Genomic DNA, 26437 nt, shown 5'->3' with positions numbered 1-26437 from the left:
TTAAACAATATTTAATCCGGAGAGATATTTTATTTCTTCGGATTTTTTATGCACTTTATCTGGAGTTTGCATATTAAGGCTTAGATGTGGTCTTTTAGTATTATAAAGATAAATACTTTCTTTTACTAATGAGTTTAGATCTTGCATATTCTTTGTTTTATAAAAAAGGAATTCTTGTTTCAATATTCCATTCACCCTTTCTGCCAGTGCATTTTGATAGCAATCATAACCATCAGTCATTGACGGTTTGATTTCATTCTTATTAAGTATTTTCTGGTAATAACCAGAGCAATATTGCAAACCTCTATCTGAATGATGAATTAATGGGCCACTTGAACCTCTATTTTTTATTGCCATTTTTAAAGCTTTCGCAACATTTTCAGTGTTCATATTTGAACTTAATGAATATCCCATGATCTTTCTACTATAGGCATCTGTTACCAAAGATAAATAACATGTAGATTCTTTGGTTTTAAGATAAGTTATATCGCTTACAAACACCTGTTCCGCTTTTTCTACTCTCAAATCCTTCAACAGATTGGGATGCTTTCTAAGCCAATGCTTTGAAAATGTTGTTTTAATATATTTCTTTTGTCTACGGATTAGCATATTCTCTCTTTTTAAGTAGGCAAATAAAGCATCTCTTCCCAATTTGACATCTTCCTGTATGAGCTGTTCTTTAAGAAGATGATAAAGTTTTCTTGTTCCTAATTTAGGTAACTTCATTCGTATTTCCTGAACCAGAAATTTTACCTTCAGTAATTGGTTTTCCCGGATTAAAATCCTTTGCTTAGCTTGATAAATAGCCTGACGGCTTATCCCAAACAATCTACACAGTCTTGATATACTTATTCCTTGTCTGTGGAGTTGGAAGATTGTTGGGAGGAAAACTTTTTTCTGATTTGAGTCCCATATTGTTTATCTGAGATATCAATCATCGTATTAAGAACCTTGGTTTTTAGCTTTTCATCAGCTAGTTCTTTTTCTAAACGTTTAATTTTTTGAGCTGGTGTTTCTTTGGAATTAGGCATAGTATGAAGTTTAGGTTTACTCCACTCTAAGTTACCATATCTTCGCAACCAAACCAAAACAGTACTTCTTCCCTGGATACCATACTCTTTTTGAGCCTGCTTGTAAGTGTAATCGCCGTTTTCTACTTGAGAAACTATTCTTAATTTAAAGGCTATACTGTAGTCTCTTTGTGTGCGCTTTTCTCTTTTTAATACTTGATCTTTCATAAATAAGTCGATTAATTGTCAACTTATTTCAGGACGGGACACTTTGATAAAATAATAAGGCTGCCATAGGGCAGCCTTTTCTATTATCGTCAAGAATTATTATTAAATATTTTCCTAAAGAATCTTTTTAAAGGATTCTTCAAGACATTCCAGCCAACGACGATAATAACTAAAGTTAGAGATATTTTTCTTGCATTATTATTGTCAGTGGTATTACCTATAAACGCAAACAGAAATATGTAAAACGCTATTGCTCCGTACACCACAAATTTTATTATTCTTTTCATTATTAATTCTGATTAATAAGAATATGTAAATATAAAAATATTTTTGAAATAATAGGTAAAATATTTTAAATTGGTTTAATAGGTAAAAAATAGTATATTTGTTTAATTCTGATAACAATGAAATGGAAGAGAGTACAAATCACAATTTATTTACGGACATTGCAAGAAGGAATTTTCTAATAAAACAGTTCTTTAAAGCAAATGATGTTACCATTGATTTACTGGGAGATATCAATAATCCCTTAATGGTAACTGAAAACAATATTGTTTTAAGCTGCTATGTCAGTAATTTTAATCTTATTTTTAAAGATGATTCTTTTGAAGGAAATGAATCATTTACCATTAAACTTAAAAATGACCCGGCTATTTTGAAAGATAAATTAGCGGACTGGATTAATTATGCTTCTCACAGGAAAATATATATTTTTACCTCTGACGAAGGATTGTATTATTCCAAGTTTATAAGAATTTATAATGGAAAATTACCCCTTTTCAGCCCTTCAAAAGAGTTGGCATATTATGTTTTCCAACGACAGAAAGCTGTTGAAATGGTTCAGAAACTTAAAAAAGACAAAATAAAATTGTCTATTGTGCTTTAAATAATTTGTAAAGCCGTAAAAATATGATTTATATTTTTCGGTTTTAGTTTTACATTTGTAATAATTTGTTGTCGTTGAATCGGCAAGTTGGCTAATAAATAAGCATTCTATGTGCGCAAAAAAAGCAACCAAAAACTTATTGGTAAAAACCGATAAGTCTTTAGTGGACAATTTTAAGATTTGCAGTTTTACTTATTACAAGGATAACGACCTGTTATCCCTATTTTCCTATAGACATTATTTATGTGTCACATTACTGAATGTTCAAAAGAGTTTTCAGCAAAAATATCATAAGGTTACCGCTCCTAATGAGCAGTATCTTGTTTTTTATAAAAAGAGAGGAACTAAGATTGAAAATACAAAAGAAGAAAGAATATTGGAAAGTATCAATTTTCTACTTCCACTAAAATATTCTGATCTTTATTATGAATTGATGCACACTTATTACATCAATGAAAAATCTGATTCTTCAAGCTATTCTATTTCCGCTTTTTTTGAATTTCTTGTTTCTTTTGTCAGCAAAACTCCTTTGGAATTTTTTTCTGTTGAATTATAACATTCTATATTTCTACATCAATTTAAATATATAATTGTATAAATACGGTAGTATGTATTTATTGAATTGTTGAATTATATGTTTATATAATTCAATAATACTGTCAATATATATTTATATAATTGTTCAATTGTAGGTTTACACATTATTGCAAATGTTGATTTCAACTTTTAAAAAATGGCTTTTGAAGATGATATTGTAAAAATAATTTGTTTTTTTTGTGGTGCAAGATGTCCTTTTGGACGTCCATTTATATAAAATGAGCCTACAAAAGAGTATCTTGCCTTTTTTCAAAAGGATTATTACTAACTCGGAACTCGTTGAAATTTTAACTTAAAATACTCAATTAATCATATTTTAAATGCTCATTCAGAATGATCTCAATCATTTTCAAATTTAAAGTATATTAGATATAAAATAGTAATTACTTAAAATGGTGAATATTTACATAAAAGAACCTTGGGCGATAGATGCAAAAAAAGCATTGAATTTTTTTGTGTCGAGAATGGGAGATGAAAGATGGTTGAAAAGACGAGACAAAGTTGTATCATATTTTCGTGAGGTTGAAGCTATTCAGTATGGATTTAAAAAAGCGGAAAGTAAAGATGGCAAACTCGTCATGCCAATTGCTTTTTATGATGACTGGATTGCATGGTATATGTATCTGGTAGAAAGTATCTTTGAAAGACCTTTATCTGGTGACGCTCTACAATCCGCTCGTATATTTCCGTTTTTTTCGATGATAGGGAAGAATCTTTCAACACTTCTTGAGATTGATGGGATAGAGAAAAAGATTGAGGAATTATTGAACGAAAAAAAGAATCACCCTGATACCATTTTTTTTGAACTGGCAGTTGCAAATTTATATTGTAAAAATGGATGGAAAGTATCCTTTATACCTGAAAGCACTTATTATAAATCTCCGGACTTGCAGATTAGAAAAGATGGACAACAATATTGGGTTGAATGTAAAAGAATGCAGAAAGTTCCGGATTATTCTGAAAGCGAAAGGTCAGAATGGCAAAACAGATCTTTACGATTGACTGCCATTTTGCAAGAATATAAATTGTCGTATTCCATTGATATTATTTTTAAGGTTCCAGTTTCAGAGACAGGCGAAAATATTTTAGTTGATTGTTTTAATGAATATCTTAAAATTCATAGTGGAGATAAAAGAGCACAAATTCAAACTTCTGAAATTGAAATTTCATTTAGACCGTTGAACTTGGCTTCTATAAATAGAGAATTAAAAGAAAGAGATATTAGAAACAATTCACCGGAATTAATTGAGGTTTGCATTGGAAAATATGAAAGTGGGGGTAATTATGTGACCGTATTTAACCACGATGAACTATATAAATTGGGTAAGGATAAAAATTTTGATATTCTAAATCTTTACATTGACAAAGTAGGAAGTATAAGTATTCTTAAATGGACAAGTGTCTCCGAACATTCTATAAATATGAAAGCAAAGGACGTAAAACGACTTCTTGTAAAAGCAGTAGATCAAATACCACTTGATGGTCCAGGAATTATTCATATCGGCTATGAAAATTTGGACGGACCATATGTAGAAAGAAAAAGATTTTTGAAGTCGGAGGAAATAATACAGGGATTTGATTATAAAGAAAAAGATATCCGAGCGATACATTGTAATAGTATTCAGCTGCTTGCTTCCAGTAATAATTTTGATTGGGCTGAAACTACCTGTTTTTATAAACAAAGCCATTATCCTGTTCTAAAAAATGATTTGCTTTTGGCTGATTCAGTAAGTGGCTTTAATAGACCTCACTGGGAAGATGATATAGAAAATTTAGAAGGTAATCAATATAATTAGTGAGCTTTTAAATATTTAGTGGGAGCTTCCATTGATAATTAGAATTGATTGGATAGAGCCATTGTATTGTCCTGAGACAAAGTATCATCTGATATTTTATACCTTTGCCGCGATTCTCAAGTTTAATTTGAGTTTTCATGGTTATTAGTTTTTATCCCCATCTTCTTGGGGATTTTTTTGTTTAAAACTTTTTCTTTGTATTGTCGAAGCAATATTTATCACTAAATTATTTGATTTTTTAAATATTTAATAACGTAATTTATAGTCATGATCAAAAAAAAGAGATCGAAATTGATGCTCAAAACCTATTTTACTTAACTTCACTAAAAGTTCTAAATAACAAACATTATTTTGTTCTTGAGTACAGCGAAAAAAGAAAATTTATTGTCTTCTACGCTAAGACAAACAAATCTAAAGTTACTCTTAAGCTTTCTCCTCCAGTCAAGTATAATAATTGCATTATTTTGACGGGGAAATTTTTTTCAAAACAGCGATACACTGTTTTTGATATTTTTATTTTGGATAAAAATGTGTTTTTATTTATAGAAGAGCAATTAATTGAAATTAAAGATTCAGATCAAGTGTTGATTAAACTTTCAAAAAAACGTACTTCAATCAAATAAAAAATCCCAAGCCAATTTGGCTTGGGATTTTTTATTTGGAATCAATATTTGTTTGATGATTATATTCAAAAATATCCGCAGCTTCTTTATCCCATCGTTTCCTAGGCAGCAATACGATTGTTGTGAATAAATCTCTTTTTTTATCATAGCTGTCAATTCTTTCAAGCCGTCCTCCATAGTCCTTGTCAGCAAGCGGATTAAGAGAATAGGGTAGAATAGTATCGGTTTTATTTAGATAGAAAATACTGTAGGTCTCTCTACTTATAATTTGGAATCTTTTAAAGTGTTTTTTTCCATAAAGTACAGTGTCATTTAGATTTTTCCGTTGCTGATAGTTGGATATAGGTAAGTCAATCCACATTGCTCCGTACCTTTTATTTTTGACATTTCTACCATTTTCAAATTTTTGATCTTTAAAAATCAAAGATTTTGACTGTAAAGTATTTCCAATGCTGAAATATAATGAATCACGGATATAATATACACTGTCAATTATTTCTGGAATTTGAATATTGGGGACTAATTCTATTAAGTCCTTATCCTGGTAGTTCATTTTGGACAAAATGATCTGTTGGTGCTCTTCAAGACCTTTTGAAGCACTGTAATAAATATTCGTGACTATATCAATTCCACCTCTTTTACTTTGAATTTTTTTTCCCTTATTACAAGAAACTAGAAATAAACAAAAGAATAATAAAGCAAAAACTCTCATAGATATTAAATTTTTCGGGAATGGCTCTGCTGATTCTTTACCTCATTAGTTTCCGAATTATCCTTTTGAAAGGCCTGCTCATTAGAGTTGAATCTTTTCATCTTATTATCATACAGATTCAGCATCTTGTATTGGGGGTTGAGAATTGCTTTTCCTTCGACTATATTATTTTTCAGATCTGAAAATTTTACCGAAACAATATTGCCTTTTTCAAGTGATTTGGTGGTAATTTCTCTGTGCTTATCGTTATCAAAATGAAGTTTTGCTTTATCAATGATCTTTTCAATGTCAATTCCGTAGTTTTTATTAAAAACCTGAAGCTTGAAATTTCCTTTTTCATTCTTTTCTTCATTCAATTGTAGCTTTACAAAAGCATCCTCTTTTGCATCCAAATGTTTATTATAAATCTCCGTTTTAACAGATCTGCCTTCTAAAAGATTGATCGCTTCTTTAGCCGTAAAGTTTCCATTAGCGGAAAATGTATGGTTTAAGTTGACATCCTTCTCATTGTTCTTAAGATTTGCAAGGAAAGAGTTTAAGTAGAAGTTTTCATTTTTTTCAGATTTTTGAAATTTCAGCTCAAAATTGATTTCATTGTTTTTGAAAGATGCTTTATCTGAAGAAATATTGATGATAAATTCTTTTTTATCTGAAGCTAAATTATCAGCCAGTTCCGTATGAACTTTTTGTTCTTCGCCAAAACCTAAATACTTGATCTGATCTTTTAAATCTTGTAGATTTCTATTTTCTTCAGGATGCCCGTTTTTTAGCCTGTTAACTTTATTGTATTCTGTTTCCAGGTTTTGAAGAATTTCTGGCTTCTCGGTTTGTTCTTTGGTGAGCACTAATGAAGTACCGTTCAAATTAACGCGTAGTGTCTCATTTGGATTTAATTTCTGCCCCGCTTTTTGCAGCATATTAACCAAATTATTAGGAGTGGACATTTTTTCAAAAAACGGTTTCTCTTGATTGGGCAGTTCGATTTTTACTTCTAAATCGGCTTTTTTGGATTGAAATACATTATTTTCCATGTTGTTAATATTATGATTGTTATGTAATTTGTTATCTAAATCATTTATTTGCTTGGATCGAAAATTTAGCAATCCCGAGAGTAGCTGCAGTCTTTCGCTGTCATTTTTTATAATTATTTTGAAGTCTGCTCCTGAGGAATTAAAAGGTGAAATAGTTAGATCAATTCCGGAAAACATTTTTCTCTTGTTTTGAAGATTTTCTATAAGAGAGTTATAGCTGTCAATTTCACTTGAGATTGAACCACGGAGCCCTTCTTTTAACCAAATACTGTTGTTTGTATTTCTAAAGTATTCAGATATAATCTCAACTTCTGATTTTAATGCGTCATCGCTTTTCATTATTGCTATATATTTGGATGTGAGGTTACCAATAGAGATTTCTATCACTCATTAAATGTGATAGATCATAATTGCGAATTTTAAAGATCTTATCATTTATACCTAACAGAAACAAAATTTTACTTTTCGTCTGCTGTTCTGTATCAAGTATAATCTGAATTGATTTATACTTTATCTTTAGATAATTTTGACCTTTTAGCTGAATGGTTTCAGAGACAACTCCTTTATCTAAAAGTTCAAGATAGAGTACAGTTAATTCAAAATTTCGCAGTGAATGAAATAAATGAATCTTTGGTACGACAAGATTTTTCTGAATGTATCGTCTAAATAAAAAGGATTTTATTTCTTTTTTATTTTTTGACGCGGTAATGATAATTAGCGAATTCCTTAGATAATCACAATGTTTATTTTGTAAAAAAAGCATTGCTTCCAAAATGTATCTGAAACAGTATATATTATGGATGATCAAATCACCAAAATGATTTATAATCTGGTAAAAAGACTTTGTCTCTAGTGATGAGCCATCTCTGTAAATAATAGTCCAGCTATTCTTTCTGAATCCTAAAAAGTAGAGATTTCCATTTTCACTGATTTTTCCCTGAAATATCTTTAGCGTTTCTAAGCTTAGGAGCATGATAATTATCATTATTACCGTCCTCTGGAATGAGATGTTGACCTTGATGCTTCTTCTGCATCTCGTTTCTCTTCCTCTTTCTTTTGATTAGCATCTTGATACATATCTGGATCGTTAACCTGAAGATTAATATTGCTCTTTTCTTTTTCCTTATTAGTATTTTCATTTAAAGAGGATTGAGAAGCAGAGATTTCTTTGCTGACAATATTAAGGTCAGTTATGATATTTTTATTATCAGGATATTGCTCTGATTTCGATTTCAGGTGTGCTTTTAGTTTTTGAAGCTCGACCTGATATCTTATACTTTCTTTTTGTAGTTGATTTTCTTCCTGCATTCTAGCAAGCTTCTGAATGCCTTTTATGATCAAGAAACTAAGACCGCCATCCGTCGCAAGGGATAGTATCAGGAGTGATTTTGAACTTGCGCTCAATTTAGCCTCATTTTTTGATGCCGGACTTATCTGTATGGTGGTTTCATCATCTAACTTAAGCTCTTTACCTTTTCGTAATTGCTGAAGCTGTTTTTCTGAGATATTGTGACCGTTAACATTTTTGAGCTCGTATTTTGTTGTATCCACATCTTTTATCGTATTGTCTTTTTTATCCAATTCAAAAATCCTGGACTGGAACTGCTTATTTTTTTCTTTGAACGGGTTTATTATAAAAACATTATCAAATTTTGCGAGTTCCTTTTCATCAGCATCATCTATTTTAAGAACCGTTTTTTCAACACCGGTCTGAATAATCTGAATTTTATCTCCAACTTTAAAATCTTTAAGACTATCTTCAAGCTTGTTTCCGAAAAAGATTGTTTTTCCCCTTTCGTTTTCTATTTCAACAAATGTGGTCATTTCGTTTTCCGGGTTCTTATTAAAGTACCCTGTTCCAATATGAGTGATGTTTCCATAGTCAGCCATCACTTTGTAAAGATTTCTATTGCTTGAAGAAATTTCAAAAAGTTCGGCAGTTGAAAGGTCTTTGTGATTGACTATATCTTTATTATAAACATTGACATCAAGCTTATCGTCATTTATTTTAAAAGTGAGCCTGTTTTTATCATTTTCGGCAATGAGAATTCCTCCTTTAAGAAAATCATCAATTTCTTTTTTTGAGAGTTTCTCGGAAAAATGATCCTGCTGATTCATGATTCCGAACTTTCTAAGTTCATCTGTAAGTAAGGTGCTAGTATTTTCCATAATTGTAATCTGAAATTGCGTTGTTTGTTTTTATTAAGTCATTTAAGAAATGAACCGGATCTATATATTTTCCTCTTTCTTTCACTGAAAAATGCAGATGCGGTGCAGTGCTTTTCCCGCTATTACCACTTATAGCGATAATATCACCGGCATAGACGAAGTCGCCCAATGAAAAAAAGTTTTTTGCAGATGCAGATATATGGTCTCAAAATCGCCGTGCTGTACTTTGATGTAATTTCCTGCACCATTACTGTAACCTGTATCACTAATGATTCCATCCAATACTGCAAATACATAATCGCTGTTAGCCCGCAGGTCAACACCGGCATGAAATTTTTCAATTTTATCGATGGGATGAAAGCGATGCCCGAAATTCGAGGTGATCTTCATTTTTTCTAAAGGCATATAAATAATCTGTAGTTCTTCAGTTGGGTATTTTTCGTATTCTAATAATGAAAGTTTTTTATTTCTGTATTTTTTTTCGGATGGATGATTCTCTGACAATGAATCGTCTTCCGACGTCGCTTGAATATCATCATCTTTTTTAATTGAATTGGCTTGTGGAGTAGTTGTTTGCTCAGTTTCATTTGCTGCATTATTCAATGAATCTTTACTCTTCTCAAAATATTTTTTATTCAACTTCCCTGCAATATGGTAAGACAAAAAGCTGGTGGTGAATTGATTTTGTAAAGAGGAGTTCAATCGAATAGTATTGAGTTTTCCTTTATAGGAAGCCGTATTAAATTGAGGTAGGAAATTTGAAAAAATTAACAAATGCATCAGTATTACTGTTTTTTTCATTTTTTTTAAATTTTATGTTGTTAGAGTTACGGATTGAAGTCCTTAATGATCAACTCTACTTCTCTGTTGATTCGTAGAAAGTTCGACATCAGGATTTTCTCTTTATCATTTTTTCCTGACTTGTCTTTAAAGTTATAATACACGGGCATTTCAATATAGTTAGCTTCCTCATCCTCGATACTTTTCATATCAAGATTGATTCTGCCGTGTATGGCCGAAGTTTTATATTCTTCAGTTTGATTATTTTCATCACCTGCGATAATACCCACCATTTCTCCCGTTTTTAATCCTGCTATTTTACCGGCAGGAATGAGGTTATCCATCTTTTCCTGAATTGAAATGGTCGTTTGATTATTATTGATTGACATAGACTGGCTTTTTTGTTTTACTTTGCCAAATACTTTTTCAAGCCAATCCAGTGTACTTTTATCTCGAGCACTGCCACTGAGAATATTTCCGATGATTGCTGTAATCGTGTCTGCAACTTCTTTTTTATAAAATTGGCGGAACTGGGGAATTTCCTGCAGTCCAAGGAGTACAGCTACTTTATTGCTTCTTGCAGTAGCAATTAAATTATCTATCTTATGTATATAAATAGTCGGCAGCTCGTCGGCAATAATTCCGCTTGGTAAATTGCCTTTGGAATTAATCTGTTTTAATAGTCTATTTAATATGGTAGAATATAATGCAGAATTAATATCCTGTGTATTGGGATCAGACGCTAAGACAATGATTGTAGGGTTTTTTCTGTCAGAAATTTTAAGTTTGACATCATCACCTGAAAATACCCAGAAACTTTCCTTCGTTGCCAATCTGGATAGAAATATCTTAAGTGTTCCGATCTGTCCTTCCAGCTGGTCGAAAGCCCTGTTATCAAAAGCCGATTTAAAAGTTGATAATAGAGAATGCAGCTCTATATTGGTGAAAAGAGTATTGAAAATTTCCTCGTAACCACGGTTCATAAATGAAAGCAGATGCGGTAAGGTCGAAAATCTGCCCTCTTCATATTTTGCAAGAAAAGCGATGCATGATGCTAGAAAATTGATGGCTGACTGGGTGAAAAACTGATCACTTCCACCTCCTGACCCACCACCTTTTTGAAGTGAAGACACCATTGCTTCCGCCATTTCCTGAGCTTCTGCTAATGTAGCGAGATATTCTTTTCTTAAAGGATTGACTCTTTTTGATCTTTCAACTTCATTAAGATTAATTACCGCAAACTCGTGCTTATAGCTCTCGTCATGTTGCCTTTTCAATTGATAATGATAGTACGCTATCTTTCCCAAATCTGGAAATTTATAATCATAAATACAGAGACAAAATCCTTTGCCAATCAATTGCCTGATCGCCGGATTAATAATTCCAAAAGATTTACCACTACCGGGCGTTCCTATTACAAGTGTACCTCTGAATGGATTGATATTAATCCATCCGTGATTCATCCGTTTGTTATAATAAAATAAGTAAGGGATGTTGATTGAAAAGTCATTCGTAATTAATTCCTTGTTTTGATCGAATGATTCTTCTTCAATGTTCCAGCGGTCTTTACCAAGCTTGATTTTCATAATCTTGCTGATGTTGTCAGCACCTAAAAGGGTTATTAAAACACCTACGAATGAAAGTAATGCGTAAACAGCCTGATAGATATTAAAATAGGGAGTAAACTGCGGGATGTCTTTTCTAAATGTATCATCTATAAATGCCAATGAACCAAACATCATCAGTAATCCAACGACTATTGGTAAAAGGATTGATTTTGTAATATTAATATCTTGATTTTTTTTTGGCTTTGTACCAATTGCAATTAGTATGATTAACAGAAGTTCAGCAAGTTTGGCATGGTACGGAGGAAATAGAAATGGCATTTTCGCAAATGATTTCAATAGCTTTGGAAGTATCGGAATCTGAGTACCTCCAAAAAAGATAATGCTGCATTCAATCAAAACCAGCATATAGACTGCTTTCTGAAAGAATCCGTAGATTTTTTGTTGTTCTTTACTTTCCTGCATTGTTTCTCAAATTGAATTATATAAAAAGCAGACAGCCAGGAGTTCCCAGCTGTCTGCTATACTTTAGATGTAAATGAATATTAAAAAGTGTCAGCCTGTAAAATATCTGAGTATTTAATCTCCAGATTAATTGTTCTGCCGCTGATTTGATTTTCGATCAGCCTGATGTTTAGAACCTTGTTATTCGGATAAGTGAATTTCTTAAAAACGAAAATATTTCTGTAAGACTTTTTAAATGTCTTTAAGTCATACAGACGGAATACAGGCTCTATCTCAATAGACTGAACATTCGTGGCTTTGTAAACCTTTTTATCATCGATAGAAAACTTAAGTTTGTCAATATCATAGATGAGATTTGTATTGTTTTTAAAACTAATATCTAGAAATACATAATCACCAAAAGCGTATACATTATTAAGCTGCGATTCGATTCCCAAATCTCTGTTTCTACGTATTTTATTTGCTTCTTTTTTTCTGATAATCTCCACCGAATATTTTCTGAGTTCGGCACTGGACATCTGGTAATCCGGATATTCAAGAGCCTGCATGTCTTCAGGTAAAATTTCAATGTTGGTCATTATAGTCGCACTGCTGTCAACTTTATAGATCAGCTTGTACTGAGCCATAAAGGATTGTCCGACAATGGTAACAATTCCTAATTCCTGATTATCATAATAATAAATCGGAGTTTCCTCTTTTATTCTAATACTGTCGGTAGCGGAATGGCTTTCCTCTTCAAACTGTTGTATTTTAATTCTTACAACATTTTCTGTAGGAAGATCGCCTATAAGGTGTTTCGTACTTAAATCAACAAACTGAATAGGCTGGGGGCTCCTGAAATGAAGATTGACATTACCTGTAATATAGATTTCGGGAAGATTATTTTTATATACTCTCGATAGTACTGTATTCTGAGCGGATGTCTCCGTAGAAACAAGCATCAGCATAAGGATAATAATGAAATTTTTCATAGATTATGGATTGGTGTTTTTCTTATAAATGTTCTTTTTCTTTTTTTCAAGTTCTTTGTTGTCAATGAGGTAAACGAAAGAATTGTATTTAATTTTTGCCTTGTTTTTCCGTATTACGTCCGATATTGTTTTTGAGGTGGATTGATATACTGAGCTAAGCGTCGTGGTAAAAAAATCAGCGCTACCACTGGAAAGATTTTGACCTTGCACAATGTTTTCTCCCATAGATCTTGTCATTTCACGGAATGCCGAACTTGGGACATACAATCCTTCCATGCCATCAACATCATAGATATTGAGACTGATAGGAAGAATCTCGTTCTGATGCATTACCGATACGATGTTAAGGTTCACCCTTTGCAGTGAAAATCCACTGATCAATGCGTAAAGGGGAGTACCTTTCGATATTTTTGCATTTCCGACGTATACATCTTCGAGTAGGCGAATCCTTATTCTGCTTCCTGCAAAGCCCTTAATGTTTTCGTCGATCACAGCTTTGATAAAGTTATTTTCACGTTGTCTGAAGATCGAATTGAATTCTGTGCTTTTCGAGGCTTTTGTTACATCCAATGTAGAATTGAGAAAAAAATCCATCTCTTTCTCATTTTTCTTCATTTTCTCAATGGCTTTGGCTTGATTTTTAAGTTCAGGGTTGTTTGCTTTTTCGATACTATCCATTAACATCATCTGCTCTCTCATCAAGGTCATCTGATCCTTTTTCCAGTCGGAATTTTCAGCACTCCGAGTATCAGCTTTTCCTGAATTGTTTACCCCGTTATTGTCACCATTGAGCATTTTTAACATTTTCATACTTCTGTCGTACTGATCATCCTCACGTTCTTTCGACTGTTTAGCATCCATCGCGTTATAGTAGGACTGTCGATTGGCCTGTCGGGAAAGATTATTCAGACGTTCTTTTTCTCTGACATAATTCATACTGTCAATATGCCTTTTCTGTCGCTCTGAAAGATCATCATCAAATTTTTCAAGACTTTCATGCTCATCACCGAAACCGTCAATCATGGTTCTTCCATCGGTTCTTTTATCAAAGAAATCAGCATAAGCGTCGGCCTTTCCTTTAATTTCAGAGCGTTCTCCAACTTTTCCGAAATCGGTGGAAATGTCTTTACTCTCAGCCAGTTTATTTTTGTCTTTTCCTGAGTTTTCCGTGAATTGAACATAAAAATACCCTATCATTAAAACGAATGGCAGGGCGATGAGGGGAAGAACATATTTAGGTTGTTTTAAATTGAGTTTTTTCATCTTGAATTATTTATATTGTATTTATCGAGGAGATATTTAATTCTCGAACTATCGGAAGAACTCAATATCTTTTTTTTCCGATAGTAATCAAGTTCTTTCAGCGCTTCTCTTATACCCAGAATTTTTTCTGTCTCTGTAAACGGCGAGTTGAATGAGGTAGCAGCATCCTTTAGGACATTTTGCTTTTTCATCGTTTCGTATTCAGGAATGGAAACTTTTTGTATGTAAATCAAGCTTCCAATTGAGAATAGGGTGGACAAAAAAATCAATCCAAACATGAGATAAAATGTTCTCTTCGGCTGACGTTCTGCAAATTGTTCCACACTTTTCCATATGGTTGATGGATTTTTACTGATGATTTTATTTTGCTGTTCCATTATCTAAATTTTTCTTTTACGGAAATGTCCGAGTTATCTAATGTTTTCCATTTTTCGATCAGAACACCATGAGGATTATTGGGAGATCGGGGAAGATCTTGCAAAAAACCTTCAGTGATCAATTTTCTGACGATAAGCTGCGTCTTTCGGTTAATGGTCTGTTTGCCATAGTAAATAAATTTTAAGTTCTGCTCATCGAGTTTAATGCTGTCTGCTTTTATAGTCATCACACTATTGGAAGAAATGATCTGGTTGTAAAATCCCTTTTCCTTCAGATTCATATACTCCTTCATACCACTGTCATCGATCAGATACAATGCTTTTCGTGTCTGAGATTTTATATAATCGTCATCTGCTGAAAGTGTGAAAAATAAAGAATGAAACATATCGACTTGAGCTTTATATTCAACAGGTCTGTTTAGGAGCAAATCGGTCTGCTTGACTAAAACAGGAACCCCGTTATCTAAAATATAGATGGATTTTCTTGCATCTTTTATCTGTTTATATGAGAAAACAAATCCTGCAATAACGACGATGACTGATAAAATTATGCAGCCAATGGAAGTTACTTTATTGATCTTGATTTTTTTTTCAATGTTTTTTACAACTGCCATAATTATCCTTTTAATAATGAAACTCCTTTAGTGGCTATTGCCATTCCTGCTTTTTTCATCTTACTCATGGCTCCTGTATTACCACCGCCCGACGGAATGATATAATTGGCCAGGGTAGGAACACATAATATTCCTACGGCTGTAATTAAAAAACAGACGATGACCAATCCAAATGACATGATCCCACTGCTAGAATAGGTAAGCAGCAAATCCATGTTCTTTATACTGCCGTCTGTATTGATAATCTGATCATATCTCTCAATTTCTGCCTCAAAGGCAAATAGCTGAAGGAGGGTTCCGATTTTTAAAATAATAAATGCCACAAATCCGTAAAGATTGACATTGATGAATCTGGAAACCCATTGAGAAAGAAAACTTGAAAACGCAGGAAAAACTGATAACCCAACCGGTATAGGACCGATAATAATTAAGATGGTCGAAAATATCAGCTGGATAAAAAATATCCCATAGACACATATTCGAAGTATCCATAACCCAATCAATTCCAGCGCGCTCGATATGGCTAATTGTAAACCAACCTGTAATCTGAGATAAAGTTCATAGACAGGACTCATAAGACTTGTTAATCCATCTCCAACCATATCCAGTCCTTCTTCTATTAAAGATTGGTCTCCGGCTTCCTGTTGTTGGATTTCAGCTTGTGCTTTAGCTTGCTCTTCAACAATTCTGTCTACAACCTGCTGCTGTTTTTTAAAACGTACCCATCTTAAAGAATTCAATTCCTGCTGACTCTCAACAAAGCTGCTCTCTGAGACGTCCTGAAGCTTGATTAGAGGAGTACGGAGAATACCGACAAATGATACCCAATTCACAATAACCAGTCCAATGGCGAAGGGTTTTAGCATCGGTACTATTTCCCATTCACGATCTCCGCCTATCATCTGCCATCCTATATTCCCCAGATAGAGTAGTGCGCCTAAACCCGCTACAGCCTGTCCAAATAATATAAATTGTCCATATTCTGCGGTCATAAAGCTGTCGTAAAGCGGTAGGAACTTTTCAGTAAACCAGCCTTCCAATACGCCCTCACCCTGCAGAAAATCCATTGCTTTCTGGTAATATTCATCACTGTGTGTATCCTGTGAGAATGCAAAGCACGGAATGAATAAAAGCATTATTTTCATAATGCTTTTTAAAATCTTTTTTCGTTTCATAATTTTTTTAACTATAAATGCCCCGTCATTACATCCATGAATATCTCTGCATCTCTCCGTTCTTTTGTAATCTTTCCGGGATTTTTTGTTTTGTAACTTTCAAGTTTAACTTCGGCTCTAAACCTGTTCTCTCCCTGCTGGTTTAAGTACGCTAGGTATTTTTTCATTTTTCGCCATTCGATAAGGCAGTCATGGTAGGCAAGAATCCTTTTGCCTCTCGGCATATCTGCACTTTTAGCAAATTTGTATTTGTCCTGAATGACGTTGATCTTTCGCCTGCATTCTCCGATGATGCCGTAATTATTGAATCGTTCCCAGGCTTTCGAAGAAGTAAATCCCCACTGAGATAATGCCGAAGATCCGGTGTCAAAATTATCCAGACTGTTCAGTACATCTTTATAATAAAGCAGATAAAGAGGATCAGCCCCTGAGGTCGCACTGGAATAATGATAGAATTCTTTCAGGTTTTCTTCATATGTTGTCTTTGCTTCTTCCTGAATATCGCTTGTTTTGTCCTGCTGTACCAAGGTTGTTGCATATCTTTGGTTTTGCAATCCCGCCAGTCCTAAAGGTCTGATGTCATTTCCGCCTTTGTAATCACGGTTTCGACTTGGAGCCAGCCAGCCCCATACCATGGCATAGGCATAATTAGTCTGTATGCCCAAAAAGTATTTTGGTTCAGGCTGCCAGTCTCCCCATTGATAAAAGACCTGCCTTTTCTCCTGACCTACAATGTGTTTGTCCTTAACTCTTTTTATGGTCTGTCCCTTTACGAAAGATAAAAGGGGAAGAAATGATAGTATTAATAGTATGTTTTTCATAGATTATAATTTTACCAACCGTTTAAATTCTGGTTATAATTATTAATAATATTTTGGATTAAACCTTTGTCCCGTATATACCAGCTGTTGAAAACACCAATATGACGGAAGTATGGTTTTTTTTCAGCATTCCTCAGGTAATTGATAATGTGAACTGTCCAGCCATTCATAATTTTTATCTCATGCTGTATTTTTGAAAGAATTTTCTGCCGATCGTAGCTGTCCATAAGAAAATCATTTTCTTCATTGAGAACCGATTCGCTTATATTTTCATATGAGTTCATCGCATGCAGATAAAGCTTAGAATAATAATTCATAATCAATACGGCATACTGAGGTTTTTGAGCTGAAAGCTCCAGCATTTTCTCCATGTTTCCAATAAGTTTGGTAAAATCATAGTATATGGCTTCAAGCTGTTTTCCCTGCTTCAGTGCTGAATTGACATTACGAAGCTGATTATATATGTGATTTTTTATGACCACAACCTGCACAGCCTTTTCCTTGATATCATCGTAAGCTTTTCTTTGTTTCTCGTAAGAATTTTGGTAAAGCTTTTCAGAAGCTACTCTTGCAGCCTGGTTGGCCGTTACCTGAGCCTGCAGTTCTAAATTATAATAGAGCTGATAATAGGTTTGTGACTTTGCATTATTCAGTAAAAGCAGAAAAAATACAATTAGAAATGTTTTCATTTTAATAAAGATTTGCATTGTTAATGATATCCTGAATGATTTTCTTGTCCCTGTTCACCCAATTTTGAAGCAGGTTATTACGCAGTTTTATTTTTCTCTTGACATTGATGATTTTCTGAAGGGTAGAGTAGGACTGCTGCCGAAGAGTCTTGATTTCACTTTGAGCAAAATCCAGAAGAATTTTACGTTCGGCCTTTTCCATTTCGTTTATCGTCCCATACGATAAAACTATACCTGCCATCAGCCTGATATACAACTGCAGACTATTTATAAACTCATACTGACCATTGAGTGCGACAGGAATCCAGATTGGGGCATCAGATAATTCAGTATAAATTTTCGACTGTATCTCATAAATCTTATCAATTTCTCTGACGATGTTCACCGATGTCGGAATAGCCTGAACTGCAAACGAAAGGTTGTTAAGCCTTCCACGAATTTTTTCAGTCACATCCCTGTATTTGCTCCATTGTTCCTTATTGGCTGATTCCAGACTTAAATTGGTCAGCTGCTTATTTCTCATTTCTTTCTGCTTCTCATTTTCATCCATTGTTTTTTGAATTTCAGAGTTAATAAGGTAGTAGCAGATATAATTCCCTCCAGTAAGCTGACCTTTAAGTATATTTGAAAAAATCAGAATCAGGAAACAGACTTTAGTTTTTGATAAAGTTTTCATAGTCCCAATGTTCCTGCGTTGTTCAATATTTGCTGAAAAATATGCCTGTCAGTATTGACATACGTCTGAAATGGATTGATAGATTTCCAGAATCCTTTTCTTTTGGCTCTCCTTATCGTCATCTTTACGTTGATCAAATAGACATTCAGCAGACGGGTGTTATTTTCAATATTGTACAGAAGCCTTTTCCGATCTCCTGAAGTTGCAAGATTCAGCTCACCACTTGTCAGCAGATCAGCAACATCAGTATAAATGTCGGTCGCTTTGTTAGTTACCAGCTGTATTGATTTTGTCGCAAATATGCTGTACTCCGGTGCATCCTGCACTTCGTTATATATCCCATCAACATTCGTGATTATTTTGCTAAGGTTGTTGTAAATATTCTGAACTTGAATGCCGTTTTTCAAAGTACCATTTACCTCTTTTAATCCTTTGTACAATTTATTCTGCAGATCGTTGGCCAGAACCATCTGAGTTGAGACAACCGCCTGCGCCTGCTGCAGTTTATTCATCTCGTCGACTGTTTTCTCCTGCTCGCTTTTAATTTGATTGGCATATAAAATCATAGCAGGAGCTGTCAGTACATCTATATAGGGAGTTTGTGTTTTATAAAAACTCATGATAAAGACCATGAGTATGATGCTATATTTTTTCATAAGTCTGATTTTTGCTTTTAATAAATTCCTTTAGCGTTATATCTTGATCTATAAGTAGCCGTTTGATACTTTTGAAGAAATCTTTACTAGGGTTTTGCTTTTTGAATGAATGATAGTATTCGATTAACCCGTTGTCAATAGGTTTTTGGTAAATATTTACCAATGATACCAAGTTTGGTAGACCGTCTTTCAGATGATCAATATCTAGAACAAACTGCTCCAATGCATCCTGATAGTTTCGATATTCATTAACATAGTATTCGAGTGCAGATTTTTCAGGTTTTTCAGTAGTATAAGTCAAATATTGCTGTAGTGAAACTTCATTACCATATACTTCACCTTTGCTGCCCCGTTTAAGATAAAATTCTTTGAACCGGCTTCTACCGCTTTTATTATTTAGATTATTAATGGTGAAAATCTTACTCTGCTCAACCTCATTAAGTGAGAGCAATTTTGCAATCTTATCAAAATTATCGATGAATTTTGTCTGATCGAGAAGTATGAAGGTATCCGAATTATTAATAATACTGTCTTTTACGACAGCATTCCCGATAATATCATCCAGCTCCTGTGTAACAACAACGGCTTCACCCCAGAATTTTCTGACTGTTTTATACAGGTATAAAATATAACTTCCCATTAGTTTACTCGCAATTGCCTTCCAGGCTTCTTCAATAATGAGTGCTTTTCGCCTATCTTTTCTCAGACGCATTTTCTGGATAAACGTATCCATAATAATGAGGGTTACAATAGGAAACAGCTTAGGATTATCTTTAACATTATCAATCTCAAAGACGATAAAGGGCTCATAAAATAATGAGTTGTCTGCATCTTCATTTAAAGTCGTTCCATACCTACCTCCTTTGTAAAAATCAGCCAATACATAAAGGAATGTTCTCAGGTTGAATTCAGCTTCAGAAATTTTGAACTTTTTATTGGAAAGATAAATAGGAAGAAATTTTTCAGAATACTCATAAAAAGTGTTGAAAGAAAGTTCTTCCACGTCTAGCATTTCTTCAAGCTCTACCAGTTTTTTGATGAGTGATTTTCTGAAGGCATTTTCCCACTCCGCACTGTTGATTTTGGGTCTTTCAATTATTTTAGTATTTGAAAGGATCAGTTGGCTTTCATCGTAAGTCTTTCTTTTTTCGGTATTGACCAATGTTTCGTAAGCCTCGTGTATTTTGTCGAATATGGAATCATCAAAATCAGCTTTATCAAGATTTTTATCAGGATGATACTGTACCGCCAATTTTCGAAACGCCTTTTTAATGTCCGAGCTTTCAGCATCCATTGGTATTCCTAAAATTTGATAGTAATTTTCATTTTCACTGTATTGGCTCTCAAATTCATTATAAAGATCATCTTCGTAGATGTTGTATTTACTTAGGTATAGAATCAGCTCACGCGAGGTCTTTTGCTGATACCAATTGGTACCACCTTTGAAAAACTGATGGTAATACGCTAAGAGCAGATTATCAATAATGGATTTTTGTGTGGTGGTCATCGATGAATCTGCACCCTGCCATATCAGAAAAATAAGATTTCCTAGAAACTCAATTTTCTCAATATTAAATTCCGATTGGCTGACTACAAAGGGGTTCATTGTGATTGGCTTCTCTTCGGTGTACTGAATATACTTCCCATTCTTATATTTTGCCGTCCCGCTGTAACTGTCTCCGGTGTCCACAATTACAACATCATAATTGTAGGCTAAATATTGTTCAATGATATTATTCATCAAAAAAGATTTTCCGCTTCCTGACGGTCCAAGAACAAATTTGTTTCGATTATTGATTCTGCCGATCTGCATTGGCAGATCAGCGGTGTCGACCTTTAACGGAACTCCCTGTCTGTCCGTAAATCTCAGGTAAAAACTGGATGGTTCATCTACGGGGTAGCTCTCTTTAAAAAAAAAAGCACAGCGAGGCTTCACTCGTTGTGGTAAACAAATCGTATTCTTTTAGTTCATTGGCATTCCCCGGTAGTGATGCTCGAAACAACTCCAATTGATTGAAAGAATTTTTACTGGAAATTACTCCTTTTTGAAAGAGCTGGTTCTCAATCATCGACTGGATTTTTTCCAAATCCTCAATAGTTGGGCAGCTGGTGACAAGACTGTAATGTGCGTCAACAATAAGCTGACCGTCCTTAGCAATATTATCCAGCAAAATACCTATTTCTTCGGCGCAGATCCTATTCAAAGGTTCATTCTGAAATCCTTCGTGACGATTTTTTTTATTGGCTAAAAATTTAACTCTTTCCGTCTGATCAGGAATGACAATAATTTGGTTGTAAATAATGGTATTGTACAGTTCCAGGTCATTAATAAAAGAAAAATTGTCAACTGCGGTATCTTTGATAGCTCCGTTTCCACCCAACGTTGTGTAAGGGTAAATTTCATTGGGCAGTTCAATATTTTCAACATCTACTAAAGAAATGGTCTTCACATAGGAATTACCAATCTGGAGATTACTGTCAAGTGACCTTATATTGTCAAAAGCTTTTGTTGATCTGCCAAAGTTCATGGAAAGAATAGAGGAGATGTAATACTCAAAATTCTTTTCAAAGAAAAAATGGGGCTCAAAATCATTTTCCTTCAGAAGCATAAAGATTTTTTCTGCTTTGTCTCGCAATTCCTTATACTTTTTATCTGAATATTTGTACTGGTTTTTCTTTTTGCTTTGATCGATCCTGTGGGTAAATACCAGAATGCTATCGATTGTTTTGTAAATTCTTCCCGCAAAATGTTCTGAATATTTTTGCTGTAAATATTCTTCATGTGCTTCCGCCTGGTAGATCTTTTTATCGAAAATGTCCAGCTTCTGAACGATATATCCTTCTCCAATAATACTGATAATATTAAGTAGTATTGAATGATACTTCAGATACAAGGCACGGTCTGCCGAATACTGTGTGACAATATTTTTAATTTGGATGGCAATGATCGGGTTTCCAAATTCACCGATAAGAACATCATAATTAACATTAAATTCTGAACCGTAGTCGTAGCCAATAAATGGCAGACTAAAGCTTTTCTTTTTCATTGTGTGTATTTCCTAACGTTTGTACTTCTGCTTCAGTTTTATTTTTACAGGAATCATAAAAATCTCATTTTTGTTAAGCGTTTTGTTAAAAAGACCTTTGGTTTTCTGTAATCTGAAGACATTCCAAATCAATCCTGCACCAATACCTAAAGCAAGAACTATCCCTATAAAGAATCCTATAACTTTGCTTAGAATGATGCCTAAAACCATTGTGCCGGCAAATGAACCACCGGCATAATAGATATACTTTCCTTTCAGACCTTTAAACACAAGGGGCTTCTTTAGCCCCTTGTATAGAAAGAAACTCTTTTCTTCCATTTCTTATATTCCAAAAAATGCCTGAATTACTGTGGGAACGAGAAGCAGGAAGATACAGGCACCTCCCCAGCCAATCAGTTCTTTATTGACGTCTTGGTCACCATTGTTCCATTTGTTGTAAATTCGGACACCTCCGACAATGCCTACGATCGCACCTATCATTTGAACTAAGTTTGAGACTGGCTCAACGTACTCTTCGATATCCGATGTTGCCGAAGATATAGCTCCGGCGCCTCCTGTCTGAGCAAAAAGTAAATTTGTGCATAATACCAAGATTGCGGAGAACAGCGCTTTTTTAATTTTATGGTGTTTATTAATGCTTGTAATATTATTTTTCATTTGATTTTTAAAATTTTAATTGAACAATAATTGAATTGTTTCATTTGAAACCGTCTGGTAAAAAAAGATTCCAAAGCTCCATAAAGTGCTTTGGAATCGAAACAGATACGGCGTTTTCCGTATCATTGACTGAATGTAATTAAAAAACTAAACTTGATTTGTAAAAACTCTGACCGCTTTCAGAGCCGACAACGATATGTCTTGATGCTTTTTCAAAGAAATTTCGAAACATCTCATCCGAAATAACTGACGGAATTATTTCCTTCTGATGAGGTATTGCCTCCGAATTTTTGCTTCCGATCACTGAACTTAAATTTGAAAGAAATGATTGACGCACTTCTTTTTCATCTTTGCCCTGTTGATTGTCGCCATAGAAGTTTTCAATTTCCCGCTCTTCCTCAAAACGTCGATGGTTAAAAGGTTCGCCGTTTTCTTCGGAGGATAATTCTGTCTCTTCATAATCATAGGAACTTGGTAAGTTTAAATTCTCTACGTCATCTTCATAAATATTTATTATTTCTCCTGGAGTTTCTTCAATAAAGTTCTCAAGGCTGATCAATTCGCCATCATTTTCATTTCTATTTACGATCTGTTTTTTTATAAATAAGTCATAAACTGCAATGCCGGTATAATATAGAATGTATAGTAAACCAGTAATCATTAGGACTTTTCCCATAAATTTTCACTTTTTTAAAATGTTTAAGAAATTTTCATAATCGTCAGATTTTAGAGCGAGATGCACCGCAAAACTTACAAATTCGCTTACAGATATCCCGTCAGCACGAAGGCCCACCAACTTTCTGTAATGATGATCCTGTATCCTTATCATTCTGCTGGTTTTGTCATTACTCTTGTAAGAGTCAACAAATTCATTAATTATGCATAAGGTTTTATCATCAAGTTCGGTTAGATTGGTTGGTTTTTTCTTTGTCCGAGTGTTTTTTGCTGCATCTGCTGTTTTGTGTTTAATGCCCTTTTTCGATAAGACTGCCTCGTCACTCAGAATATTGAGATTCTTTGCTAATTCCTCTTTATCTTCATCGGTCGTATAGCGGTCTAAAATTCCCATAGATGATAAATTAATTCATCGAATGTTTCTTTGACAGCTAACTTTTGTTCATATGTCAGTCCTTTTGTGTTGATGCTAAGCATACATTTTCTGGTTAGAACTGATCCGCCAATTACTTTCCCTATCGTATTGAATTCAGCATCCATTACAGGTTTCAATTCGTAGCTGTCGTCTTTGCGCATATTATTTCTGATGAAATATATTTTTGCCTTGACTTTGATAAGCTTAAGAAGATTGAGAAACAGTACTGTAGACATCATTGTAACACTGGAGTATCCATAAGGAATTATTATGGCATCACTGTATTGTAATACCTGCGTGTAATTATTCTGAATATTTCCGGCGGTATCAAAAAGAATAACCTCCTGACTTTCCTTTAACTGCATTAAAACTTTTTCATTCTGCGTGAGATGAATATTTTCTTCCGAAATTTTCTCTACTTCATAAAGATAATCTGCTTTTAATTCTTTGTCTTCTGACCATTGCCTGTAAAATGAACGCTGAAAATCAAAGTCGATGACATTTACCTTTTTATCGGTAAACATAGAAAGATAGTTGGCAAATGCAATGGCTAAAGTGGTCTTGCCAACTCCGCCCTTCTGATTTGCAAACGTAATAATCATCTCTTTTTTTTCTTTTTTCTTCTTCTATTTTCTAGTTCTTCGCTTGATGGCGGAGAAGCTGCTGAAATATCAAATAGGGAAGTGCGTTTTAACATTTCTTCTAAACTTGATGCTTCTGCAGCTTGCACGCCATTGACAATAGACTGGTGTCCTGGATTTTGAGGATTTAGTAATTGAGATAAATAAAGGTTGTAATAGTAATCTCCGACCAATTCTTTTACGGTAAAGACAACATTGTCAATCTTATTAATGACGAATGCCTCATTTGAGAAACTGACGATCTTTATTTTATCCTGCGAATTATTACTTACTTTCCTTAAGTTTAGGATGTGATCTATTGTTGAATTTCGTGTGTCTTTCCAGATATTATAATTTGTCTTTTTCGATTGTTTCAAAAAAAGCATATAATCCTGGATTTCGCATTTGTACTCTTGTTCCAAATGCTTTTTAAAAACGTTCTTCGTTTCGATTGTCAAATTTGAATTGGCCAGAATGTCAAAGATCTTTTTGTCTAATACTTGGGAGCTGATAATGAATAGGTCACTCATTTTCATTATATCACTGCCTTTGTAAATCGTATTGGTTTTGTGGTCGATGATGGAATAGCCGAAAGGCTGTTTATCATCTTTGAATGAAAGAACAACATCAATCCCAAATTTTTTCTTCAGATGGTATTGAAGCTCTGATTGGTAGGAGGCATGGTTTTTATCCGATACTCTGAAAACCGAGTTGGAAAATACCTCTTTGTATTTTTTGAATAGAGCAAATATCTGTTTTTTTCTTTTCTCGTCAAAACTTTTTTTTGAAAAATTTAAATCATTGACATTTAAAACTTTGATAAAAGCGCCGTTTTTTGTAATATTTAACTTATCATTTTTTTCATAATAGCCGTATCCATTAAGTTCCAGCAGTGTCTTAAACTGATGTAACGTACTATAATTATAATCAATCAATTTTTCTAAATTTTGATGTACGTCAGTACCGTACAACTCTTTAATTGTTTCCTGTAAAGCAGTTTGACTTTTATATTTTTCGAAATCTCTCTCAATACGCTTTGAGCTGTCTTTATTAACCCTTGTACTTACAATATGAATGTGGTTGTTGGCAGTATCATTATGAAAAACAACAATGTACGGTTGTTCACCATAGCCCATTTTATCCATGAATTTATCTGCTGTAAGCGCCAATTGTTCCTTAGAATATTCGCGTCCTTTTGCGGATATTGTAGCGTGAAACTGCGGATTTTTTATTCTTGAATTATTTTTGGAAACTGCTTTCAGATAGTTTTTTATGTCTGGAGCTCCCGAAGAGTGATTAAGATGAGCCGGGAAATTTTTAATTGATAAAAGTTCTCCCTTTCCTTTTTCAATTTTCTTGTCATTATAAATCACACCATTGAACTCACTGGATGATTTGTTTAATATTTTAACAATCATTTTGCAAGTTCAATATAGATTTTTTTGATTATTCTGTTTTGCTCAATTTTCAGACTGTTGAGAATTTCAAGCTTTGAATTATAATCAGATAAAAGGGTAGTGGGTAAGTGCTTGTTGGTGTTGATATGTTTTGCAATCTGATTGATATTATTCTCAATTTTAGAGAATAAATTAACCTGATTTTCGATGAAATTCATGATTTCTTTCCTGTCATTATCAAGTAGCTTTCCTTCGACGCCGCTAATGATATAATCGGAAAGATGAAGGTTGTATTTATTACAGTGATTCAGCCATTTTTCTTTTACTTCGTCATGTAGCCTTAAAGTAATTCGTGCAGTCTTTGATCTGCCTGAGGTTTTTAAATCTTTCATTTGGCAATTTTTTAAAATAGTTAAGGCAATCCTAATTAGGATTCGCACATTTCAATTTGCAAACGAGAAGATTCTTCTCCTGATTAGATCATCAAAATTATGTAAAATTCACTTGAAAATTATAGATTAG

26 protein-coding genes and 1 pseudogene are annotated in these 26437 nt (G+C 33.7%); 3 read left to right on the top strand and 24 right to left on the bottom strand.

The window, feature by feature from the left end:
• Positions 1 to 1238 (bottom strand): IS3 family transposase gene (locus tag EL165_RS10730; protein WP_429825934.1). Its coding sequence is split into 2 segments (ribosomal slippage): positions 1 to 890 and positions 890 to 1238, totalling 1239 coding nucleotides; the frame shifts between segments, so codons are not numbered across the junction.
• Between the two features lie 409 nt (positions 1239 to 1647).
• On the opposite strand from EL165_RS10730, the gene EL165_RS10725 reads away from it, so the two are divergent.
• The 3 genes from EL165_RS10725 to EL165_RS10715 all read left to right on the top strand — a co-directional run bounded on the left by EL165_RS10725 (position 1648) and on the right by EL165_RS10715 (position 4517).
• Positions 1648 to 2124: a hypothetical protein gene (locus EL165_RS10725; protein WP_002977301.1), complete on the top strand. Its 477-nt coding sequence runs from the start codon at positions 1648 to 1650 to the stop codon at positions 2122 to 2124.
• 109 nt (positions 2125 to 2233) lie between these two features.
• A complete protein-coding gene (locus EL165_RS10720) occupies positions 2234 to 2680 on the top strand; it encodes a hypothetical protein (protein WP_002977302.1) in 447 nt (148 codons plus the stop codon).
• Positions 2681 to 3113: 433 nt separating this feature from the next.
• Positions 3114 to 4517 carry a hypothetical protein gene (locus EL165_RS10715; protein ID WP_002977303.1) on the top strand — a complete coding sequence of 468 codons (1404 nt, stop codon included), beginning with the start codon at positions 3114 to 3116 and terminating at the stop codon, positions 4515 to 4517.
• 654 nt (positions 4518 to 5171) lie between these two features.
• On the opposite strand, the gene EL165_RS10710 is transcribed toward EL165_RS10715, so the two are convergent.
• The 23 genes and pseudogenes from EL165_RS10710 to EL165_RS10600 all read right to left on the bottom strand — a co-directional run bounded on the left by EL165_RS10710 (position 5172) and on the right by EL165_RS10600 (position 26307).
• Positions 5172 to 5852, bottom strand: coding sequence for a hypothetical protein (locus EL165_RS10710; RefSeq protein WP_002977304.1), 681 nt, complete (start codon positions 5850 to 5852; stop codon positions 5172 to 5174).
• Positions 5853 to 5857: 5 nt separating this feature from the next.
• Positions 5858 to 7222, bottom strand: a complete 1365-nt coding sequence (locus EL165_RS10705) for a hypothetical protein (protein WP_050791093.1) — start codon at positions 7220 to 7222, stop codon at positions 5858 to 5860.
• 648 nt (positions 7223 to 7870) lie between these two features.
• Positions 7871 to 9052 carry a hypothetical protein gene (locus tag EL165_RS10700; RefSeq protein WP_002977307.1) on the bottom strand — a complete coding sequence of 394 codons (1182 nt, stop codon included), beginning with the start codon at positions 9050 to 9052 and terminating at the stop codon, positions 7871 to 7873.
• Positions 9039 to 9221 carry a M23 family metallopeptidase gene (locus tag EL165_RS26645; protein WP_164720333.1) on the bottom strand — a complete coding sequence of 61 codons (183 nt, stop codon included), beginning with the start codon at positions 9219 to 9221 and terminating at the stop codon, positions 9039 to 9041. The genes EL165_RS10700 and EL165_RS26645 overlap by 14 nt, the downstream gene beginning before the upstream one ends.
• Positions 9182 to 9853, bottom strand: a complete 672-nt coding sequence (locus EL165_RS26490; protein ID WP_126358621.1) for a M23 family metallopeptidase — start codon at positions 9851 to 9853, stop codon at positions 9182 to 9184. The genes EL165_RS26645 and EL165_RS26490 overlap by 40 nt, the downstream gene beginning before the upstream one ends.
• 26 nt (positions 9854 to 9879) lie before the next feature.
• Entirely contained in the window at positions 9880 to 11862 is a 1983-nt protein-coding gene (locus EL165_RS10685; protein ID WP_002977309.1) for a type IV secretion system DNA-binding domain-containing protein, read from the bottom strand.
• An 80-nt stretch (positions 11863 to 11942) separates the two neighbouring features.
• The gene (traN, locus tag EL165_RS10680) at positions 11943 to 12833 is read right to left on the bottom strand and encodes a conjugative transposon protein TraN (RefSeq protein ID WP_002977310.1); all 891 of its coding nucleotides are present in this window, start codon (positions 12831 to 12833) and stop codon (positions 11943 to 11945) included.
• A 3-nt stretch (positions 12834 to 12836) separates the two neighbouring features.
• The gene (gene traM, locus EL165_RS10675; protein WP_002977311.1) at positions 12837 to 14096 is read right to left on the bottom strand and encodes a conjugative transposon protein TraM; all 1260 of its coding nucleotides are present in this window, start codon (positions 14094 to 14096) and stop codon (positions 12837 to 12839) included.
• The gene (locus EL165_RS10670) at positions 14093 to 14473 is read right to left on the bottom strand and encodes a hypothetical protein (RefSeq protein WP_002977312.1); all 381 of its coding nucleotides are present in this window, start codon (positions 14471 to 14473) and stop codon (positions 14093 to 14095) included. Before EL165_RS10670 ends, traM begins: the two co-directional genes overlap by 4 nt.
• Positions 14473 to 15087 carry a conjugative transposon protein TraK gene (gene traK / locus EL165_RS10665; protein WP_002977313.1) on the bottom strand — a complete coding sequence of 205 codons (615 nt, stop codon included), beginning with the start codon at positions 15085 to 15087 and terminating at the stop codon, positions 14473 to 14475. The genes EL165_RS10670 and traK overlap by 1 nt, the downstream gene beginning before the upstream one ends.
• 2 nt (positions 15088 to 15089) lie before the next feature.
• The gene (locus tag EL165_RS10660; RefSeq protein ID WP_002977314.1) at positions 15090 to 16262 is read right to left on the bottom strand and encodes a TraJ family protein; all 1173 of its coding nucleotides are present in this window, start codon (positions 16260 to 16262) and stop codon (positions 15090 to 15092) included.
• Positions 16263 to 16273: 11 nt separating this feature from the next.
• Positions 16274 to 17083 (bottom strand): hypothetical protein, encoded by an 810-nt coding sequence (locus EL165_RS10655; RefSeq protein ID WP_002977315.1) that lies wholly within the window; start codon positions 17081 to 17083, stop codon positions 16274 to 16276.
• An 11-nt stretch (positions 17084 to 17094) separates the two neighbouring features.
• Complete coding sequence (locus EL165_RS10650; RefSeq protein WP_050791097.1) at positions 17095 to 17772, bottom strand: hypothetical protein; 678 nt, start codon at positions 17770 to 17772, stop codon at positions 17095 to 17097.
• 1 nt (position 17773) lies between these two features.
• Entirely contained in the window at positions 17774 to 18448 is a 675-nt protein-coding gene (locus EL165_RS10645) for a hypothetical protein (RefSeq protein ID WP_002977317.1), read from the bottom strand.
• Positions 18445 to 19104 (bottom strand): hypothetical protein, encoded by a 660-nt coding sequence (locus EL165_RS10640; protein ID WP_027383743.1) that lies wholly within the window; start codon positions 19102 to 19104, stop codon positions 18445 to 18447. Before EL165_RS10640 ends, EL165_RS10645 begins: the two co-directional genes overlap by 4 nt.
• Positions 19091 to 22151: pseudogene (locus EL165_RS10635) on the bottom strand (TraG family conjugative transposon ATPase). Before EL165_RS10635 ends, EL165_RS10640 begins: the two are co-directional and overlap by 14 nt.
• Positions 22152 to 22163: 12 nt before the next feature.
• A complete protein-coding gene (locus EL165_RS10630; protein ID WP_002977321.1) occupies positions 22164 to 22469 on the bottom strand; it encodes a DUF4133 domain-containing protein in 306 nt (101 codons plus the stop codon).
• A 3-nt stretch (positions 22470 to 22472) separates the two neighbouring features.
• Entirely contained in the window at positions 22473 to 22808 is a 336-nt protein-coding gene (locus EL165_RS10625) for a DUF4134 domain-containing protein (protein WP_002977322.1), read from the bottom strand.
• A 139-nt stretch (positions 22809 to 22947) separates the two neighbouring features.
• Positions 22948 to 23484 (bottom strand): hypothetical protein, encoded by a 537-nt coding sequence (locus EL165_RS10620; RefSeq protein ID WP_002977323.1) that lies wholly within the window; start codon positions 23482 to 23484, stop codon positions 22948 to 22950.
• A 6-nt stretch (positions 23485 to 23490) separates the two neighbouring features.
• Positions 23491 to 23877: a hypothetical protein gene (locus tag EL165_RS10615; protein WP_002977324.1), complete on the bottom strand. Its 387-nt coding sequence runs from the start codon at positions 23875 to 23877 to the stop codon at positions 23491 to 23493.
• Positions 23865 to 24500: a ParA family protein gene (locus EL165_RS10610; protein ID WP_002977325.1), complete on the bottom strand. Its 636-nt coding sequence runs from the start codon at positions 24498 to 24500 to the stop codon at positions 23865 to 23867. Before EL165_RS10610 ends, EL165_RS10615 begins: the two co-directional genes overlap by 13 nt.
• A complete protein-coding gene (locus EL165_RS10605) occupies positions 24497 to 25936 on the bottom strand; it encodes a relaxase/mobilization nuclease domain-containing protein (protein ID WP_002977326.1) in 1440 nt (479 codons plus the stop codon). The genes EL165_RS10610 and EL165_RS10605 overlap by 4 nt, the downstream gene beginning before the upstream one ends.
• Complete coding sequence (locus EL165_RS10600; protein ID WP_002977327.1) at positions 25933 to 26307, bottom strand: hypothetical protein; 375 nt, start codon at positions 26305 to 26307, stop codon at positions 25933 to 25935. Before EL165_RS10600 ends, EL165_RS10605 begins: the two co-directional genes overlap by 4 nt.
• Between the last annotated feature and the right edge of the window lie 130 nt (positions 26308 to 26437).

This window comes from Chryseobacterium gleum (assembly GCF_900636535.1).
GTDB lineage: Bacteria > Bacteroidota > Bacteroidia > Flavobacteriales > Weeksellaceae > Chryseobacterium > Chryseobacterium gleum.
The sequence above is the reverse complement of the archived record's forward strand: the minus strand, read 5'-3'. Positions and strand labels throughout refer to the sequence as shown.

Bases quoted from the DNA above. Each gene is read 5' to 3' on its own strand.
- EL165_RS10725 (WP_002977301.1), top strand. From the start codon at position 1,648: ATGGAAGAGAGTACAAATCACAATTTATTTACGGACATTGCAAGAAGG.
- EL165_RS10720 (WP_002977302.1), top strand. From the start codon at position 2,234: ATGTGCGCAAAAAAAGCAACCAAAAACTTATTGGTAAAAACCGATAAG.
- EL165_RS10715 (WP_002977303.1), top strand. From the start codon at position 3,114: ATGGTGAATATTTACATAAAAGAACCTTGGGCGATAGATGCAAAAAAA.
- EL165_RS10710 (WP_002977304.1), bottom strand. From the start codon at position 5,852: ATGAGAGTTTTTGCTTTATTATTCTTTTGTTTATTTCTAGTTTCTTGT.
- EL165_RS10705 (WP_050791093.1), bottom strand. From the start codon at position 7,222: ATGAAAAGCGATGACGCATTAAAATCAGAAGTTGAGATTATATCTGAA.
- EL165_RS10700 (WP_002977307.1), bottom strand. From the start codon at position 9,052: ATGGAAAATACTAGCACCTTACTTACAGATGAACTTAGAAAGTTCGGA.
- EL165_RS26490 (WP_126358621.1), bottom strand. From the start codon at position 9,853: ATGAAAAAAACAGTAATACTGATGCATTTGTTAATTTTTTCAAATTTC.
- EL165_RS10685 (WP_002977309.1), bottom strand. From the start codon at position 11,862: ATGCAGGAAAGTAAAGAACAACAAAAAATCTACGGATTCTTTCAGAAA.
- traN (WP_002977310.1), bottom strand. From the start codon at position 12,833: ATGAAAAATTTCATTATTATCCTTATGCTGATGCTTGTTTCTACGGAG.
- traM (WP_002977311.1), bottom strand. From the start codon at position 14,096: ATGAAAAAACTCAATTTAAAACAACCTAAATATGTTCTTCCCCTCATC.
- EL165_RS10670 (WP_002977312.1), bottom strand. From the start codon at position 14,473: ATGGAACAGCAAAATAAAATCATCAGTAAAAATCCATCAACCATATGG.
- traK (WP_002977313.1), bottom strand. From the start codon at position 15,087: ATGGCAGTTGTAAAAAACATTGAAAAAAAAATCAAGATCAATAAAGTA.
- EL165_RS10660 (WP_002977314.1), bottom strand. From the start codon at position 16,262: ATGAAACGAAAAAAGATTTTAAAAAGCATTATGAAAATAATGCTTTTA.
- EL165_RS10655 (WP_002977315.1), bottom strand. From the start codon at position 17,083: ATGAAAAACATACTATTAATACTATCATTTCTTCCCCTTTTATCTTTC.
- EL165_RS10650 (WP_050791097.1), bottom strand. From the start codon at position 17,772: ATGAAAACATTTCTAATTGTATTTTTTCTGCTTTTACTGAATAATGCA.
- EL165_RS10645 (WP_002977317.1), bottom strand. From the start codon at position 18,448: ATGAAAACTTTATCAAAAACTAAAGTCTGTTTCCTGATTCTGATTTTT.
- EL165_RS10640 (WP_027383743.1), bottom strand. From the start codon at position 19,104: ATGAAAAAATATAGCATCATACTCATGGTCTTTATCATGAGTTTTTAT.
- EL165_RS10630 (WP_002977321.1), bottom strand. From the start codon at position 22,469: ATGGAAGAAAAGAGTTTCTTTCTATACAAGGGGCTAAAGAAGCCCCTT.
- EL165_RS10625 (WP_002977322.1), bottom strand. From the start codon at position 22,808: ATGAAAAATAATATTACAAGCATTAATAAACACCATAAAATTAAAAAA.
- EL165_RS10620 (WP_002977323.1), bottom strand. From the start codon at position 23,484: ATGGGAAAAGTCCTAATGATTACTGGTTTACTATACATTCTATATTAT.
- EL165_RS10615 (WP_002977324.1), bottom strand. From the start codon at position 23,877: ATGGGAATTTTAGACCGCTATACGACCGATGAAGATAAAGAGGAATTA.
- EL165_RS10610 (WP_002977325.1), bottom strand. From the start codon at position 24,500: ATGATTATTACGTTTGCAAATCAGAAGGGCGGAGTTGGCAAGACCACT.
- EL165_RS10605 (WP_002977326.1), bottom strand. From the start codon at position 25,936: ATGATTGTTAAAATATTAAACAAATCATCCAGTGAGTTCAATGGTGTG.
- EL165_RS10600 (WP_002977327.1), bottom strand. From the start codon at position 26,307: ATGAAAGATTTAAAAACCTCAGGCAGATCAAAGACTGCACGAATTACT.